General features: G+C 44.4%; 20 protein-coding genes. 4 read left to right on the top strand and 16 right to left on the bottom strand.

The genetic code is table 11. The features are described 5' to 3' along the window. Positions 1 to 2: 2 nt before the first annotated feature. Positions 3 to 881, bottom strand: coding sequence for an agmatinase (gene speB, locus HUS26_RS18665; RefSeq protein ID WP_173918537.1), 879 nt, complete (start codon positions 879 to 881; stop codon positions 3 to 5). Between the two features lie 96 nt (positions 882 to 977). Next, a complete protein-coding gene (gene speE, locus HUS26_RS18660; protein WP_173918536.1) occupies positions 978 to 1805 on the bottom strand; it encodes a spermidine synthase in 828 nt (275 codons plus the stop codon). 133 nt (positions 1806 to 1938) lie between these two features. Between speE and HUS26_RS18655 the strand changes: the two genes are divergently transcribed. Beyond that, on the top strand, positions 1939 to 4005 hold the full coding sequence (locus tag HUS26_RS18655; protein WP_173918535.1) for a transglycosylase domain-containing protein: 2067 nt from the start codon (positions 1939 to 1941) through the stop codon (positions 4003 to 4005). Positions 4006 to 4194: 189 nt separating this feature from the next. Here the strand turns inward: HUS26_RS18655 and HUS26_RS18650 are convergent, their stop codons facing one another. After that, complete coding sequence (locus HUS26_RS18650; protein ID WP_254434246.1) at positions 4195 to 4530, bottom strand: YolD-like family protein; 336 nt, start codon at positions 4528 to 4530, stop codon at positions 4195 to 4197. A gap of 122 nt (positions 4531 to 4652) precedes the next feature. After that, entirely contained in the window at positions 4653 to 5189 is a 537-nt protein-coding gene (locus HUS26_RS18645) for a YwhD family protein (RefSeq protein ID WP_173918533.1), read from the bottom strand. A 186-nt stretch (positions 5190 to 5375) separates the two neighbouring features. Here HUS26_RS18645 and HUS26_RS18640 point away from each other — a divergent pair, with 186 nt between their 5' ends. Then, complete coding sequence (locus HUS26_RS18640; protein ID WP_173918532.1) at positions 5376 to 5558, top strand: 2-hydroxymuconate tautomerase; 183 nt, start codon at positions 5376 to 5378, stop codon at positions 5556 to 5558. Between the two features lie 43 nt (positions 5559 to 5601). Here HUS26_RS18640 and HUS26_RS18635 read toward each other — a convergent pair whose 3' ends face one another. The 5 genes from HUS26_RS18635 to HUS26_RS18615 form a co-directional block, all read right to left on the bottom strand. Then, complete coding sequence (locus tag HUS26_RS18635; RefSeq protein ID WP_173918531.1) at positions 5602 to 5946, bottom strand: VOC family protein; 345 nt, start codon at positions 5944 to 5946, stop codon at positions 5602 to 5604. A 105-nt stretch (positions 5947 to 6051) separates the two neighbouring features. Beyond that, on the bottom strand, positions 6052 to 6222 hold the full coding sequence (locus tag HUS26_RS18630; RefSeq protein WP_173918530.1) for a hypothetical protein: 171 nt from the start codon (positions 6220 to 6222) through the stop codon (positions 6052 to 6054). Positions 6223 to 6294: 72 nt separating this feature from the next. Beyond that, a complete protein-coding gene (locus HUS26_RS18625) occupies positions 6295 to 6726 on the bottom strand; it encodes a hypothetical protein (RefSeq protein ID WP_173918529.1) in 432 nt (143 codons plus the stop codon). Between the two features lie 74 nt (positions 6727 to 6800). Then, complete coding sequence (locus HUS26_RS18620) at positions 6801 to 7301, bottom strand: YwgA family protein (RefSeq protein WP_173918911.1); 501 nt, start codon at positions 7299 to 7301, stop codon at positions 6801 to 6803. After that, positions 7301 to 8611, bottom strand: coding sequence for an HD domain-containing protein (locus HUS26_RS18615; protein ID WP_173918528.1), 1311 nt, complete (start codon positions 8609 to 8611; stop codon positions 7301 to 7303). Before HUS26_RS18615 ends, HUS26_RS18620 begins: the two co-directional genes overlap by 1 nt. Positions 8612 to 8824: 213 nt before the next feature. On the opposite strand from HUS26_RS18615, the gene HUS26_RS18610 reads away from it, so the two are divergent. Then, entirely contained in the window at positions 8825 to 9670 is an 846-nt protein-coding gene (locus HUS26_RS18610) for a lipoate--protein ligase family protein (protein WP_173918527.1), read from the top strand. Between the two features lie 17 nt (positions 9671 to 9687). Here the strand turns inward: HUS26_RS18610 and HUS26_RS18605 are convergent, their stop codons facing one another. The 4 genes from HUS26_RS18605 to pta form a co-directional block, all read right to left on the bottom strand. Beyond that, entirely contained in the window at positions 9688 to 9948 is a 261-nt protein-coding gene (locus HUS26_RS18605; protein WP_173918526.1) for a hypothetical protein, read from the bottom strand. A gap of 435 nt (positions 9949 to 10383) precedes the next feature. Then, the gene (locus tag HUS26_RS18600) at positions 10384 to 10785 is read right to left on the bottom strand and encodes a DUF3021 domain-containing protein (protein WP_173918525.1); all 402 of its coding nucleotides are present in this window, start codon (positions 10783 to 10785) and stop codon (positions 10384 to 10386) included. Beyond that, positions 10786 to 11235 (bottom strand): LytTR family DNA-binding domain-containing protein, encoded by a 450-nt coding sequence (locus tag HUS26_RS18595; protein WP_173918524.1) that lies wholly within the window; start codon positions 11233 to 11235, stop codon positions 10786 to 10788. A 222-nt stretch (positions 11236 to 11457) separates the two neighbouring features. Further along, positions 11458 to 12429 (bottom strand): phosphate acetyltransferase, encoded by a 972-nt coding sequence (gene pta, locus HUS26_RS18590; RefSeq protein ID WP_173918523.1) that lies wholly within the window; start codon positions 12427 to 12429, stop codon positions 11458 to 11460. Positions 12430 to 12658: 229 nt separating this feature from the next. Here pta and hemQ point away from each other — a divergent pair, with 229 nt between their 5' ends. Beyond that, the gene (gene hemQ / locus HUS26_RS18585) at positions 12659 to 13396 is read left to right on the top strand and encodes a hydrogen peroxide-dependent heme synthase (protein ID WP_173918522.1); all 738 of its coding nucleotides are present in this window, start codon (positions 12659 to 12661) and stop codon (positions 13394 to 13396) included. Positions 13397 to 13687: 291 nt separating this feature from the next. Here hemQ and HUS26_RS18580 read toward each other — a convergent pair whose 3' ends face one another. From HUS26_RS18580 to HUS26_RS18570, 3 genes are read right to left on the bottom strand one after another with little or no spacing between them, the layout of a single operon-like run. Continuing rightward, positions 13688 to 14410, bottom strand: a complete 723-nt coding sequence (locus HUS26_RS18580) for an ABC transporter permease (RefSeq protein WP_254434311.1) — start codon at positions 14408 to 14410, stop codon at positions 13688 to 13690. After that, positions 14410 to 15114 (bottom strand): ABC transporter permease, encoded by a 705-nt coding sequence (locus HUS26_RS18575; RefSeq protein WP_173918520.1) that lies wholly within the window; start codon positions 15112 to 15114, stop codon positions 14410 to 14412. Before HUS26_RS18575 ends, HUS26_RS18580 begins: the two co-directional genes overlap by 1 nt. Beyond that, complete coding sequence (locus HUS26_RS18570; RefSeq protein WP_173918519.1) at positions 15092 to 16030, bottom strand: ABC transporter ATP-binding protein; 939 nt, start codon at positions 16028 to 16030, stop codon at positions 15092 to 15094. Before HUS26_RS18570 ends, HUS26_RS18575 begins: the two co-directional genes overlap by 23 nt. Positions 16031 to 16064: the final 34 nt, after the last annotated feature.

Here is a 16064-nt window from a genome sequence, read left to right as displayed (position 1 = left end):
ATTTATTTAACAAACCCCAAAAGCATTTCACGTACAAATTTACTTGCTGCGATGGCTGTCTGCTCAGTCGGGTCATAGGCCGGCGCTACTTCAACAAGGTCACAGCCGACCACATTCACTTCTGATCGGGCGATTTCGTGGATCGCGCCGAGCAGCTCCTTGGAAGAAATTCCGCCTGCTTCTGCGGTTCCGGTCCCCGGTGCATAAGCCGGGTCGAGCACATCGATATCGATGGTGACGTAGACATTTTCACCCGTAAGTCCTGGCAGCACTTTCTTCAGCGGTTCCAGTACTTCGTAGCGGTACATGTGCATACCGCTTTCTTTTGCGTATTGAAATTCTTCGCGCATGCCGGAGCGGATGCCGAATGAGTAGACATTCTCTGGACCCAGCAGCCCGCACGCTTTGCGGATTGGAGTCGAGTGGGAAAGGACTTCTCCCTCGTACTCCTCCCTTAAGTCGGCATGGGCATCGATATGGATAATCTTCAGATTCGGCAGCGTTTCGTGAACCGCCCTAATGACCGGCCAGCTGACGAGGTGCTCTCCGCCGAGCCCGATCGGAAACTTTCCTTTTTTCAAAAGTTCTTTCATATAGTCTTCGATAATATCCAGGCTTTTCCCCGCGTTTCCAAACGGAAACATGAGATCGCCGGCGTCATGGTAAGCGACTTCTTCAAGATGCCTGTCTAAGTAAGGGCTGTATTCTTCAATGCCTATTGAAGCTTCGCGGATACGGTTTGGGCCGAACCGGGAGCCCGGGCGGAAACTGACCGTGTAGTCCATTGGCATCCCGTAGATGACAGCCTGCGCCTCTTCTTCTGTGGATCGGCTCATGATGAAGACCTTGCCGGAATACGACTCATCGAAATAGTGGGACATTGGGTTGCCCTCCTTTTCTTTAAGGTACCAGGTACCGATTATTCTTTATTGGTTACAGAACGCTTTTTAGTCTAATCAGTATACCCATTTGCTCGGTTATTCTGTCAGATCCCGTACAAACTTCGGCAAAGCAAACGCTGCCTGATGGATTTCGCTCGTATAGTATTTCGTATCCATTTCCGTAAAGCGCTCAGCGGGCACTTGTTTTGGATCATAGATTTTGCTTCCCATCGTAAACGTCCAAAGGCCGCTCGGATACGTTGGAATGTTCGCTGTATACACTTTTGTGATCGGGAAGGTTTCTTTAATGTCGCTGTACGCCTGGCGAATCAAATCAGCTTTAAACCAAGGGTTGTCCGTCTGCGCAACGAAAATCCCGTCTTCTTTCAAGGCCTTCGAAATTCCTTCATAAAATCCTTTTGTAAAAAGGTTCACGGCTGGTCCGACAGGCTCTGTGGAGTCGACCATAATGACATCATACTCGCGTTCGCTTTTCGCAATGTGCATAAAGCCGTCATCCACCTGTACGTCAACACGCGGATCATCCAGTGTTCCCGCAATGGAAGGAAGATACTGCTTGGAGTATTCGATAACTTTACCATCAATTTCAACAAGCACAGCTTTTTCAACGCTTTCGTGCTTAAGGACTTCGCGGATAACACCGCCGTCTCCCCCGCCGACTACGAGCACTTTCTTTGGACTGGGATGGGTATTTAACGGGACATGCGCGATCATTTCATGGTAAACGAATTCATCTTTTTCGGTCGTCATGACCATATCATCAAGGACAAGCATGTTGCCCCATTCTTCTGTTTCCAGCATTTCTAATTCTTGAAAATCTGTTCTCTCTTTATGCAAAGACCGATTAACTTTCGCTGTAATGCCGAAATTTTCGGTTTGTTTTTCAGTAAACCATGTAGCCATAGGGTGACTCTCCTTTCTCTTTTCACCAAACAAACAAATTATAGTGGAATTTGCGGAAAAAGCAAGACAATGTTTATTTTACCTATGATTTTCCCATAATAATAGCAATTATAACAGTCAGGAGAATAGGAGAATGCTATTATTTATTCGTTTTACGTGGAAATGGCTGAGTCGAAGCTTTAAAGCGGCGTTCGCCTGTGCTGTGCTTGGTGTGATTGGCCTACTAGCGGTGCTGGTATACGCGATTATGCTCGGGCCTCCGTCACTGAACAATGCACAGAATACAACTTTTTATAAAGCTGATGGTGAAGTTATGGAGGATTCCCGCGCCGGTGAGGACCGTTACTGGATAAGCCTTGAGGAGATGCCGGATAAGGTGGTTGATGCGACTCTGGCGATTGAAGATCATCGGTTTTACAATCATTTTGGCTTCGATTTAAAACGGATGGCCTCCGCTGCCTTGACCGACCTTAAAGCGATGAGCATGGTCGAAGGGGCTAGCACAATTACGCAGCAGTATGCCCGCAACCTTTATTTATCACATGAAAAGACGTGGACCCGGAAAATTAAAGAAGCAATGTATGCATTGCGGCTTGAGCTTTTTTATGAAAAAGATGAAATACTCGAAGGCTACTTAAACACGATTTATTATGGCCATGGAGCGTATGGGATCGAGTCGGCGAGCCGTTATTATTTCAATAAAAATGCCGATGACCTGACGCTGGCGGAAGCGACCATGCTTGCAGGGATTCCTAAGGGTCCGACTTATTATTCACCGCTTTCGAATGAAGAAAACGCAGAAACCCGACAGGAACGGATTTTAACGAGAATGGATGATTTGCAGTTCATCACAAGCGAAGAAAAACAGGAAGCCGTCACAGCTTCACTGAGTTACTATGACCACTCAAAAAGTGATGACAAGTCGATCGCTCCTTATTTCCAGGAGGAAGTGATCCGCGAAGCCGCCCGCTTACTGGATTTGAAAAAAGAAGAAGTGGAATCAGGCGGTTTTCACATTTATACAACATTAGTCGAGAACCATCAGGAAGCTTTGGAAAATGCGGTTGAAGAAGAAATGCAGCAAAACGAAGAAATCCAGACAGCCGCTGTAGTCATGGACAGCTCGACAGGTGCCGTCACTGCGATGGTCGGTGGAAGAGATTACACAGCAGGCACATACAACCGCGCCACTCACGCAAAACGGATGGTCGGATCGACAATTAAGCCATTTTTATACTACGCCGCTTTGAAAAATGATTACACACCTCTGACGATGCAGGAAAGCAAGCCGACATCGTTTAAACTGGACAATGGCGATGTATATTCTCCTAGTAATTACAACAATTATTATGCCGATGATAAAATTACAATGGCGCAGGCGCTCGCTTTGTCCGACAATATTTACGCCGTGAAAACAAACATGGAACTTGGCCCTGAAAAGCTTGTCAAGACACTCCGGGATTTTGGCATTAAAGGAGATCTGCCGGAAGTACCGTCGCTCGCTTTAGGGACAGCTTCCATTCCGCTTTACGATATGGTTGACAGTTATGCACGGCTCGTGAGCGGTTCGGCGAAGGTGAAGAAGCATACGATTACAAAAATCACCGATCAGCATGATAATGTTGTCTACGAATTAAAAGACAAGAAGAAGAAAAAGAAAGATAAGAAAATCGATAGAAATACAGCTTTTACGGTGACTCACATGATGACCGGAATGTTCGATCCGTCTCTCAATGGATACATGAGCGTTACCGGTGCAAGCATTGCTGATCAGCTGACACGCACGTATGGAGGAAAGTCAGGAACAACAGAGAATGACAGCTGGATGATCGGCTTCAGCCCGCAGTATGTGATGGGCGTATGGAGCGGATATGATGACAACCGGAAAATGACAAAAGCACGTGATCATCAGTATTCAAAAGAGATTTGGGCCAGCTCGATGGAAGGGATTCATGAAGAGGTGCCGGTTACGGCCTTCACCCCTCCTTCTTCCGACTTAAAAGGAGTGTACATCAATCCGGAATCAGGGAAACTCTCAAGCCCTGCCTGTCCAGAGGAACGTCTCGTCTATATGGATAAAGACGAGGTACCTGAGGAAACGTGTGAAGGAACAGAACCGGAAGATTCCGATATTAAAGAAATTGAAAAAGAACTCCAGAACGATCCATGGTACAAAGATGTGGTGGACTGGTTCTCATAAGCGGTACCAGGTACACAGAGAAAAAAGAAAAAAAGACAGAGAAAACGACCGGTAAATACCGGTCGTTTTCTCTGTCCTAGCATACATGTATAACCCATGTGTTCCTTAATATTATTATTCGAGCTGCTTCTTCGTCAAGGTACCGCTTCCCGAAAGTTCGTGAACATTTTGTGAACATCTTGTGAAGAGTTATACAATCGTGATGTCAGACACCTCATCCAAGCGAAAAATTCGTTCTTCTTTTGAGTCAAAAAGAACTGTCTCTACTTTTCGCTCCCGTTTGTTTACATCGGTAATTTTCAGACGCCAGACGTCATAGTCAAATCCGTTATGGACGCGAAGATCGACAGTCAGACGGTCGTGCAGGGCACGCTGCAGGACGAAATCAATCTCGGCTGCTTTTTGCTCGTCAAGTATCCCTTTTTCAACGCGCTCATCCTCTTTCCAAACTTTTTTAATCATTTCGACATGCTCAGGCAGCATGAGCGATGTCCACTTAATGGTTCCTCTGTCTCGGCTTTGCATAACCAACCCCCTACTACGAACGTTTGTTCTTATTATAGCACGTACGTTCGCCGTTTACACGAGTTATTTAATGGAAAACAAGGAAAAACGTCTCCTCTAAAATAAAGAAGAGACGTCCTGGTTTACTGCAAACTGTCTTTTAACGATTGGTCCGTGTTTTCCCATAATTCCGCTTTGAACTCTTGTAAATATTCACCGAGAATTTTTTTCGATTTTTCATCCATATGATCGACGACAAATTTTCCTTTTAACGACTTATCCATATGGTTTACGTGTTCTGGGAGCAGCTTATAGCCGCGGCGGATTTCACGGTCGACGACAATCTCACTTCCGGCCACGCCATAGTAGCAAGGTTTGCTGTCACGATAATCAACAGTTACCCAGACAATCCAGTACAGCTTTCCATTAGGTACTTCCGAACGGTCTGTTAAAAAGCGGATCCTTTTCTCAACAGCGCTTCTTGCGTGCAGGGCGCCCATGTCGACAAAAGCTTTTTCCTCATTAGGATCGACAATAACAGGAGTCATATTTTCAAGACTGATTGAACCGACACCATATCCCCCATGTCCATCGGTAGAGTCATCTTTTATAATCGTAAACTGATTTTTCTTTTTATCCTGTTTTTGATCTTTATCTTTAAACTGGTCAAATTCTTTCATAAGGTAAATGTCCTCCTTGTAATGAAACTGTTGCCATCATTTTAACATAGGAAAAGCGATGTGTTCAGACTGGCGGTTTCTCTCGATCTCGAAATTTTTTCGCGAAAAAAGCAGGAATTTCAATGAAAATATCGAACCCCTTTAGGTGTAGAGAGATCTATTTATAGGTATAAAGGGGAGAACGTGATGCCGATCATAACGGTACAAATGCTGGAAGGGCGCACCGATGAACAGAAAAAAGCGTTAGTTGAGCGAGTGACAAACGCTGTAACAGAAACGACGTGCGCTCGACGGGAAGCGGTAACTGTAGTGATTGAAGAAATGAAAAAACAAAACTACGGAGTTGCCGGAAAACGCCTCATAGATTAGGGCAGGGCTCTTAAGCGGAATTTACCGCTTAAGAGTTTTTTCATTATCCTTGCACAAATCCAAGCTCATTCCCATCCGGATCGCAAATCGTAAACTTCCTGCTCCCATAAGGCGTGTCCATAATTTCTTCAATGACTTCCACTTTCCCTTTCAGACGTTCCCACAGACTCTCTACATCAGGGAGGTAAAAGTTAAATCTCCCAGGAGTTGAGGCTTCTCCTTCCATCAGCCCAAATATCGCTCCTCCCTCGCTTTCAAAATGAACGTAATTTGGGTTCTCCGGCGGCCATCTGGCTTCAATCGTAAACCCGAGATTCTCCTCGTACCATTTCACAGCTTGCGTTAAATCCGTGACATTTATACGAACGTGCTCCAGCCTTGTTTTCATACCATTTCCCCCTTAATCAAACGTTTGTTTAACCCTTTCGTTTTACAGCTTTCCCTATAAAAGTAAACTCTTCTCGTTCAGGTATGTCATGCGTTGAAGAACTTTCTATCTGAAAGCTCTGCTTTTGAAACCAAACTTCCTTGCCCTTTGTTTCACCGGCACCCCTACCCTCCTGAGCTGTACTTCTTTAATACCCTGGATCATCCACTGCATAGCAATAATTAGAATCATAAATGCAGCCAGCGGCGGGATAATGTACCACCAGCGGCCAGTCATCAAGGCATCTTTAGAAGCGCCGATCAGGCCGGACCATTCATATGTCGTTGACTGAGGCGGATATAAAGTCCATTAACAGAATTTCTGTTTGTTTAAAAAACCAAACGAAAACAGCTGTAGACAGAAAGCCAGCAGCAAGTCAGGAAAGGCCTCTAATAAGCCAAGAACCTTTTTGAGCGGGCGCTTTATCATAACAAGCAGCAAGAAAGTTCCAAATGCCAGCAGTAAAGCTGCGATAACCGCTATAGCCATTGCCCCGACAAAGATCGTCATCGAATATAGGTAAAGATCCCATAAATAAGGAATTAATGGCTCTGTCTGACGGAGTGTTTCATACACCCACTGTGAGGGATCTGCCAGACTCTCGATTAGGAGTTTTCCCTCGCTGATAAAAGCTTTCAGATTAAAAAAAGCCCCTCCGCTAAACAATGCCGGAGCAAGACTGATAATAAAAATGCCCGCCGCCCCTAATATGTAATACACGAAAAACCTGACTATTTTCATAGGACGCCCCCTCGGCTCACACGAATCAAAAAAAGATACACTGAATCGTCAGTGTATCTTTCTTACTTTTTATATTAATGAAAGCTGCGAAGGTTTTCGATAAATTTCCATGCCATTTCAATGTCTTCTTCCGTGTAGTTTTGTTTGCTTTTAACGGAAAAGACTTTCTCCGCCACTTCGTCTTTTGGCAGATGTTCGAAAAACAGCATTGTTGAAACAAGCTCGAGAAACCGGGAGCTTTCTCCGTTCATCGCATCTATATGTTTGGTAAGCGGCGGCAGAGAGGTTTCATAATGCTCCATAAACTTGCGCCCGGAATCTGTTATCTCATAGCGGTACTGATAGTAACTCTTTTTTTCTTCCTTAGTTTCCTGGATAAACCCTAGATTACACATTTCCTCAATACGAAGCGTTAATTCTTCTGAATACGGTCCATAAAAATGGAATTGATAACGTTCTTCAAAGGGAACTTCACACTTTTTCAGTATGTAAATCATTTTCTGTAATCTTTTTCTTCCAACAATCGGTTCAGAGCTAGAGAAGAACTGCATAAGTTTTGCATGATTCTCCAACATCATTCCCCACTCCCCTGTCCATACAATATTTCCATAATCCTTTTCTTCGTCTTACTGCGGCTGGATATCGCTTCCAGCATATCCTGGGGCACATACAGCTTATGATCGGTTCGTTTTTTTCCAGAGATGGATTCAACGATTTCCGATAAACGGGACAATTCCTTCAGTTCGTCATTCGGCTTAAGAAGATGAATCGGCAGCCGTTCCTCTTCTTCACCGGGGCGATAGAAATCATAAGGCAAATCCGAGCTCGAATCAACCACTAAATAATAATCCGGGTTAATCCCTGCTTTATTGAAAAGCTTATAAAGCTCCATCCATTCGGCCATCTGCTGATTTGGATTAAACTCAATATATTTAAATAGACGGCGGTTCACAAAGCGATCGCACAAGTCGGATAGAATTTCGTCCTCTTCTTCCATCCACATTTGGAAATAATAAAGCGCAATCGACTCATCAAGCGCTAAATACTCCTTTAGTGACGGAGCACCTTTAAAGAACGATAAGAAATGGGTCGGCACAAGTTTAAACTCGTACCCATCGTCATATAGCTCTTTGGCGCGGTGAAGAATTTTGGACAAAATAACTTCTGCACTTCGGGTAACCGGGTGAAAATAAACCTGCCAGTACATTTGATACCGGCTCATAATATAATCCTCGACCGCGTGCATGCCACTTTCCTTCACGACGACCTGGTCTTCCATCGGACGCATAACGCGTAAGATACGCTCCATATCAAAATGGCCGTAGCTTACCCCGGTAAAATACGCATCACGCTGCAGATAATCCATCCGATCCGCATCAATCTGGCTGGAAATCAAACTGACGACCAGTTTGTTGTTGTACGTCTTATTAATAACATCCGCTACTTTTTTCGGGAAATCCTTGCTGACTCTGCTCAATACTTCATTGATCTTCGTATCGCCAAGTAAAATCGACTGGGTAAAATCTTCATGATCTAACTTATACACCTTCTCAAACGAATGAGAAAACGGCCCATGTCCCAGATCATGCAGAAGCGCTGCAGATAAGCAAAGCAGGCGCTCATCCGGATCCCAATTCGGCCGGTCTTCAAAATTCCTGATGATTCGGCGCACGATTTCATACACACCTAAAGAATGATTGAAACGGCTGTGCTCCGCACCGTGGAACGTTAAGTAGCTCGTCCCAAGCTGCCGAATCCGGCGAAGGCGCTGAAATTCCGGCGTCCCAATCAAATCCCAAATCACACGGTCTCGCACATGAATGTAGCGGTGAACCGGATCCTTAAATACTTTTTCTTCACTTAGTTGTTCATCACGATAAGCCATCTTCTGACCCTTTCCTCACGACATTTTCCCTTATTATATACCTTATTGCATGGTAAGAAAACATTTCCTTTGGTACCTGGTACCAGGTACCCAGAGAAAAAAGAAAAAAACTTTTCGGTACCAGGTACTGCATTCTCCCCCGCCGGTACCTGGTACCACCTCTGATACTTCTGTTATAATGGTTCTGGCTATTATAAAGGAGAACGATTTTTTATGGAGAATATTCATTATTTACTGCACCCATCAATCTACCGTTTCATCGACCAAAGCAGCATGGGGCCTACGTTTTCAGCGCTCCAGTCATTTGCCGTTGATGACGCGTTAGCTATATCCGTCGGCGAACAGGATTCCCCGACCGCGGCCCGGCTTTGGGTGCATCACGATACAATCGTGCTTGGAATCCCGGACGCACGTCTCCCTCACATTTCAGAAGCCATCGATTATTTAAAACAGGAAGGATACCAGGTTGTCGTCCGTAATTCAGGCGGGCTCGCCGTTGTTTTAGATGAAGGCGTGCTCAACCTATCTCTTATTTTTCCCGACTCTAAAAAGGTTAACATCCATGAAGGCTATGAAGCTATGGTTGATTTTATCCAGCACCTGTTCAGTGACCTGACTGACGAGATTGAAGCTTACGAAATTACCCGTTCTTACTGCCCGGGCACCTATGATTTAAGCATTGGTGGTAAAAAGTTTGCCGGAATCTCACAGCGACGAGTTAAAAATGGGTCGGCGGTTCAAATATATTTAGACGTGACAGGAAGCGGAGCCACGCGTGCTAATCTGCTTAAGAACTTTTACAAGATCGGCATCAATGGAGAGTCGACCCGCTTTCAATACCCGGACATAGACCCAGGAGTGATGGATTCTCTGAATGAATTATTAGGAGCTGATTTAACGGTCGAAGATGTACGAAACCGTATCCTTTTCCAGCTGAATGACTGGTGCGATAAGATTGTTACCGATTCGTTACAAGGGGAAGAGATCGAAAATTTCACTAAACGATTTGAACAGATGATCGTCCGCAATAAAAAAGCACTGGAGCAGATAGAAGAATGAGCTCCGGTGCTTTTCTTTTAGTTTTTGGTCGGTTTCCATGCAGACAGGTCTTTAAACTTAACACCATCAAATGCAAAAGGTAAATCAAGCGGCATTTTTTTCTCAACAGAGACTGTTTCTATTGTTTCGAGATCCTCTGACATGCGATTATCTGAAATAGCGCCTATGTTGTGCTTAATCGCATGCAGGGAAACATGAGCAGGAATTGGTGCGATGATTTCTTTAACAGGCGGATGCCACCCCGCAATCAGAGCCTTATGATAGGATTCCCCATCCATTTCATTTTCAATAACAAACTTAGAATAGGAAATCGTCTGAGTTACTCGCTCCCCGCCTTAGGACCAATCCTTGTCGACCGCCCGATATAGCCACTCTTCATATCCTCACATAGAATCATATCTTCCTCTTCCTTGTTTTTAGTCGGCCATTCGATATGTTCATAGAGGTCTCGCTCTTCGAATCTTTGAATGTAACGGACTGGAGTTTAGTTCTTCCCGGATCTCACGATAAATAAGAGCATGACCCCCATGATCAGGCTGATTACACCATGAAACGACTTCACCTCGGGTTCGCCGGCCACAAAAGCCCATAGCATGACACCGATAACCAGGCCGGTAACCGCGGCTAATACGTAGTTCAGCCCTTTCAGGGTGTTGAGGTGACTTAAATGTTAGTGGTTCTTCTTCCATAAACTGCGCTCCTGTTACTCAAGATTAACTGACACTTTTGTTCATATCGGCTGTCATTTTCTTTAGATAACGTCCGATAAAAAACCAAAAAATAAAATAGACGGCTATAAATATCGCTGTGCCGATTAGAAGAGCTCCCCATGTAAACGGCACCCAGCCTGTAAAAGCAGCAATCGTATAAAACACGGCAACGGACAATATAAAGTGGAGTGCCGTTTGTTTGAGCAGGCTCCAGTCTTCTTTTTCAAAGATTAAGGAAGCGATACTGAAATAAACGCCCATTAGTATACTGCCAAGCATATTCTTCCAAATTAGGGCCACACCAGACTGGACATCATTGACCAGCATGATCGTTAATGCGGCAAATGTAAAAATAGCAGCAAACCCACACCCAATCAATATTCTTTCTACGATATGAAAACTCATTTAGTTTCCTCCTCCGGTTAATTGTTCTTTTAAACTTCGAACATATCGGCGAGAGACATATTCTTTGTTTCCAGAAGTAAAGTAAACGCACAGGTTTCCATTAAACGATAACTCAAACTTCTGAATATGATTGATGCTTCCAATCACAGACTTTGAAAACCGCCCAAATTGATAAGACTTTAAATACTCTTCTACTTCATACAGCTTCATCTTAAGCTCTACACTTCGTTTCCCCATCACGGCAAAAACTTTTCCACTTTCTGAATATACATACTCAATGTCTTCAGGATGGAGTAACACAGACTGCGCGCCTTCCATGCCAATCAAACGTTTACGCTGAGATCCATTGATCATTTGTACAAGCTGCTCAAGCTCCTCACTCCACTCTTTAGCATGAATGGTAACTGATGTCTGATCATAATTCCCATCTAAGTCAATTTTTACATTCACCACTATCACCTCGCTTACTTTACCCTAATTCCATTGTAAGCAATATTTTCCTTCTTTTATCTGAAATTCTATCAGCGGCTTATTCTGGCTGATAAGCGGTTAAATATGTACAGTGAAATTCCGGTTCGTAGAAAATCTCAAAAAAATCCGGCCAAATCTATTCAGCTCCCTGCACAAAAAACCCGGAGGCCAACACCTCCGGGTTTCATCTGCAAATACTTTTTATAAAGATTGTACTGCTGTAATAATCGCCAGCTTGTAAACATCATCAGCGTTACAGCCGCGTGATAAGTCGTTGACCGGCTGGTTTAAGCCTTGCAGGATCGGGCCGACAGCGTCAAAGTTGCCTAAACGCTGGGCAATTTTATAGCCGATGTTTCCAGCTTCAAGGCTAGGGAAAATAAACGTATTGGCTTCGCCTTTAAGTGGAGAATCTGGTGCTTTCTTCTCAGCTACGGATGGAACAAACGCAGCGTCAAACTGGAATTCTCCGTCGATCAATAGATCAGAGTTTTGCTGCTTCGCAAGTTCAACGGCTTCGTTTACTTTTTCCGTTTCAGGAGATTTAGCAGACCCTTTTGTGGAAAAGCTTAACATCGCTACTTTCGGATCGATGTCAAACAGTGCTGCCGTATCGGCACTGGCTAGCGCGATCTCCGCTAAGTCCTGGCTGTCTGGTGAAATATTGATCGCACAGTCAGCAAAAACGTACTTTTCTTCATCGCGGACCATGATAAATACGCCGGATGTTTTCTTAATCCCAGGCTTTGTCTTAATAATCTGCAGCGCCGGGCGCACCGTATCAGCTGTGGAGTGCGCAGCTCCGCTGACAAGACCATCCGCTTTGTTCATATACACGAGCATTGTTCCGAAGTAGTTGCCGTCCTGAAGAATTTCGCGGGCCTGCTCTTCCGTCGCTTTTCCTTTACGGCGTTCTACGAAGCTTGCTACCATTTCGGCGAAAGCTTCATAATTTGCCGGATCAAGAATTTCAGAAGTGGACACATCGACACCAACTTCTGCAGCCTTCTGTGTTATTTCTTCTTTGTTTCCGACTAGTACAGGGCTCACAAAACCTTCTGCACCCAGCTTACTGACAGCTGTTAGAATCCGTTCGTCCATTGCCTCTGGGAATACAATTTTCTTACTATTCCCACTCATTTTATCTTTTAGAGTATCAAATAGGTTACTCATTAATGAACCCTCCATTTCTGTTCTGTACTATATAATAAGACGTTTTGTGTTTAATGAAAAGTGTTTCGATAGGAAAATTTCGGGGGAAGCGATTACATCTTCACTTTACCCTATTTTTTCGTTCACAATACTTTCAAATTAGCAGAAATGATTAATAAACGTCAGTTATGTTATATTAAAAAAGGATGAAATTATACTAGAACATTTATTATAAAGGAGCGATCACACCATGCCAGAAGCGGTAGTAACAATGGATGGATGGTATTGCCTGCACGATTTCCGTTCCATCGACTGGACAGCGTGGAAGCGCGCGAGCAGTGAAGAGCGCGACCAGGCGATCAGTGAATTTCAGCAGCTTATCGGAAAATGGGAAGATACTGAGAGAAGCAAGCAAGGAAGCCATGCATTATACACAATTGTCGGGCAGAAAGCAGATTTTCTGTTGATGATTTTACGTCCGACAATGGAAGAATTAAATGAAATCGAAACAGCTTTCAATAAATCCAAACTGGCCGAATTCTCTTCAAAAGACTATTCCTACGTTTCCGTCGTAGAGCTTTCCAACTACATGGGCAGCGCGGACGAGAATGATCCAGAAATCCAAGGACGTCTCAAGCCGATTCTGCCTAAATGGAATCACATCTGCTTCTATCCGATGGACAAGCGCCGTCAGGGGAATGACAACTGGTACGTGCTTGAGAAAGATGAACGTGCCAAGCTTATGTACGAACACGGCATGACCGGCCGCCAGTATGCCGGTAAAATCCGCCAGATCATCACAGGCTCTATCGGCTTTGATGACTGGGAATGGGGTGTGACGCTGTTTGCTCATGACGTTCTTCAATTCAAAAAGCTCGTTTACGAAATGCGTTTTGATACAGTCACTTCCCGCTATGGCGACTTTGGATCTTTCTATGTCGGCAACATCTTAAAAACGGATGAAGTACCAAAATTCTTACACGTTTAATATCGAAAAAAAGCTGGCGAGACTATATCTCGCCAGCTTTTTTATACATTCCCCTGCCCTCTCATTATCAAATACCTCTTCACTTTTCAATGATTACCGGAAGCTTTTCCCTCAACGAAAGGTGGCTGGGAACCACCGAATCCTCCCAGCACCTTCTTCTGAGCAGGGCGAAAAGGCCGAAGAGGATCGGCGTCCACCCATGAAAAGCGAGCTGTTCCCTCCGCTCCTTTCTCCAGTCTCCGCATACCGAAACTCACTTTTTCAACACAATACCTTTAACAAGCCAATTATTTAAACGGCTTTCTTTTGAATACTCAGGCTTCCACCTATATAAAAGAGGATGAAACCTACTCCTACCGCAACGAGCAGTGACTCAACCGGAACTGAGAAAAAGCCTTCTTCCTCCGCCTGCATCATCACAAACGGCTGGACCCATGGATACCATGGACGGAAGGTATCTGAGTTAGCAACAAGCATATTCGGCAGTGTTAAGATAACGTTTAATGTAAAAGGGGCAGCAAAACTCGACCACATCGCTGAAAACCACAGCGTAAGAGCAATCAGCGGCATTGCCGCGATAAGTCCTCCTAGTAAACATTTAAGAAGAATCTCTGTTGGCACACTGCCTCCCACACCTTGGAAATAACCAGCAGCTATATATACAATCGAAAACATCAGCTGATTGAGGGCTACCAGCCCAAAGACGATGATAAACTTAGCCAGGTAAATCTCCTGTCTCGCAACCGGCATACTGAACAAGCGTCTCCATCCCCCGCTCTGATGTTCATAGCGGCAGACAAATCCTGAGAAAACACTGATCATTAAAGGAAGAATTAACAGGGAATGTGCTGCACTCATCATCGCTAGAAGAAGAGCCCACCCTGCTTGACCTTCGACAGGAATCTCTACGAAATAACCAACAATTGCCGCCATAATTGGGCTAATGAAAAGCAGGCTAAATACTTTCGTTTTTCTTATCTTTAGTATTTCAGAAGCTAGTAACGAACGCAGCATCACGCAATATCCCTCCTTTTAAAATCGATGACACCGGCTGCGAGAATAACCAGTCCCACGAGTAAACCTAGACCTACATACGGCAGAGGATCTTTTTCTGGAAAAAGCAGCGGCCACTTCCAGAACAGCCAGTCAGGAGCATTGTAGGAATATGTGGAAAACACCGCCCCGAAAATCCCGATCGCTAAAGGACCCGCTTGGTTTTTCTGCACAATTGATATCCATAGCTGCAGGGCTAATACTGGCAGTCCCGCAAAAAACGGATAAAAACTGTTTTTTAATACGGCACCGACTTCAAATTCCCAGCCAAATCCAAGGCCGACCCCTAGAGCAATCGTTCCGATAAACAGAAGAATGGAAGACACAGAAATCATTCCGCTTGTGATAATAAATTTGGATACAAAGACATCCCGTCTTTTTACAGGAAGGGCAAGGAGCTGCTTCCACGCGGTTTCTTTATGTTCAATTGAAGCGATCTGTGAGGCTAAAATTGTCATCCCAAGCAGCAGGGCCGGGGCGACGAACATATTCACACTTTGAATAAGTGTAGCCCAGTGATCAGAGCTTTGCGATGTAATCCATTCATAGCGAAGGCCGTAGTTGACGACCTGAAGACCAATCACTCCAAACGGTCCTAGAAAAACTAGAAACCAGAACCATTTTCTTTTTACTTTTAATAAATCAGCTTGCAGAAGATGAACCATAAGTCTCCTCCTCTTCTGCTTTCGTTAAGTCTAAGAAAATATCTTCAAGCGACTGGCGCTGTTCCTCCACCCGGTAAACCGGAAACTTTTCTTTAACAAGAGCAGCGACCAAGCTGGAAACTTCCTCATCACTGCCTGCGTCTGCAAAGATATAGTCCTCTTCAAAATCGACCACATATCCATAGGAAAAAAGCTTTCTTTTGGCAGCTTCTCCATTGCCGACTCTTAAGCGGACCAGCGGTTTGGCTTTATTTTTAAGACGTATAATTGAATCCTGATAAATCAGCTGCCCCTTTGAAATTATCCCTACCTGTGTCGCCATCTGCTCCACTTCGCTTAATAAGTGGCTTGAAATCATGATCGTCATGCCATATTTTTCAGGCAGTGATTTAATCAGCTCCCTGATTTCATGAATGCCGGATGGATCAAGCCCGTTCGTCGGTTCGTCCAAAATGAGAAGTTCCGGCTCTCCAAGCAGCGCAGACGCTATGCCAAGACGCTGTTTCATCCCCAGAGAGTATTCTTTTACCGGCCGTTTTGCATCTTTTGTTAAACGGACAATGGCTAGTACTTGATCAATCCGTGGTTTAGGAACCTGCAGGATCTTTCGTAAAGCTTCTAAATTCTCTCTTCCGCTTAAATGCTCATAATAGGAAGGCGACTCTACAAGCGAGCCTATTTTTTTAAGAATTTCAATTTTATTGGTTTTTAAATCTTTCCCGAAGATTGAAATACTCCCGGCACTTGGCTTCATTAATCCGAGGAGCATGCGGATCGTCGTTGTTTTCCCGGCTCCGTTAGGACCTAAAAAACCGTAAATGTCTCCCTTTTTTATCGTAAGCTCCACCCTGTCGACTACGTTTGTTTTTTTAAAAGTTTTTACTAATCCGTTCGTTTGAATGATTGTTTCACTCATGATTATCACCTCACTTTTCATAGTAGCCGCCGCA

The organism is Halobacillus sp. Marseille-Q1614 (assembly GCF_902809865.1).
GTDB lineage: Bacteria > Bacillota > Bacilli > Bacillales > Halobacillaceae > Halobacillus_A.
Note: the sequence above shows the minus strand (reverse complement) of the source record. Positions and strands in the feature narration are given on the sequence as shown.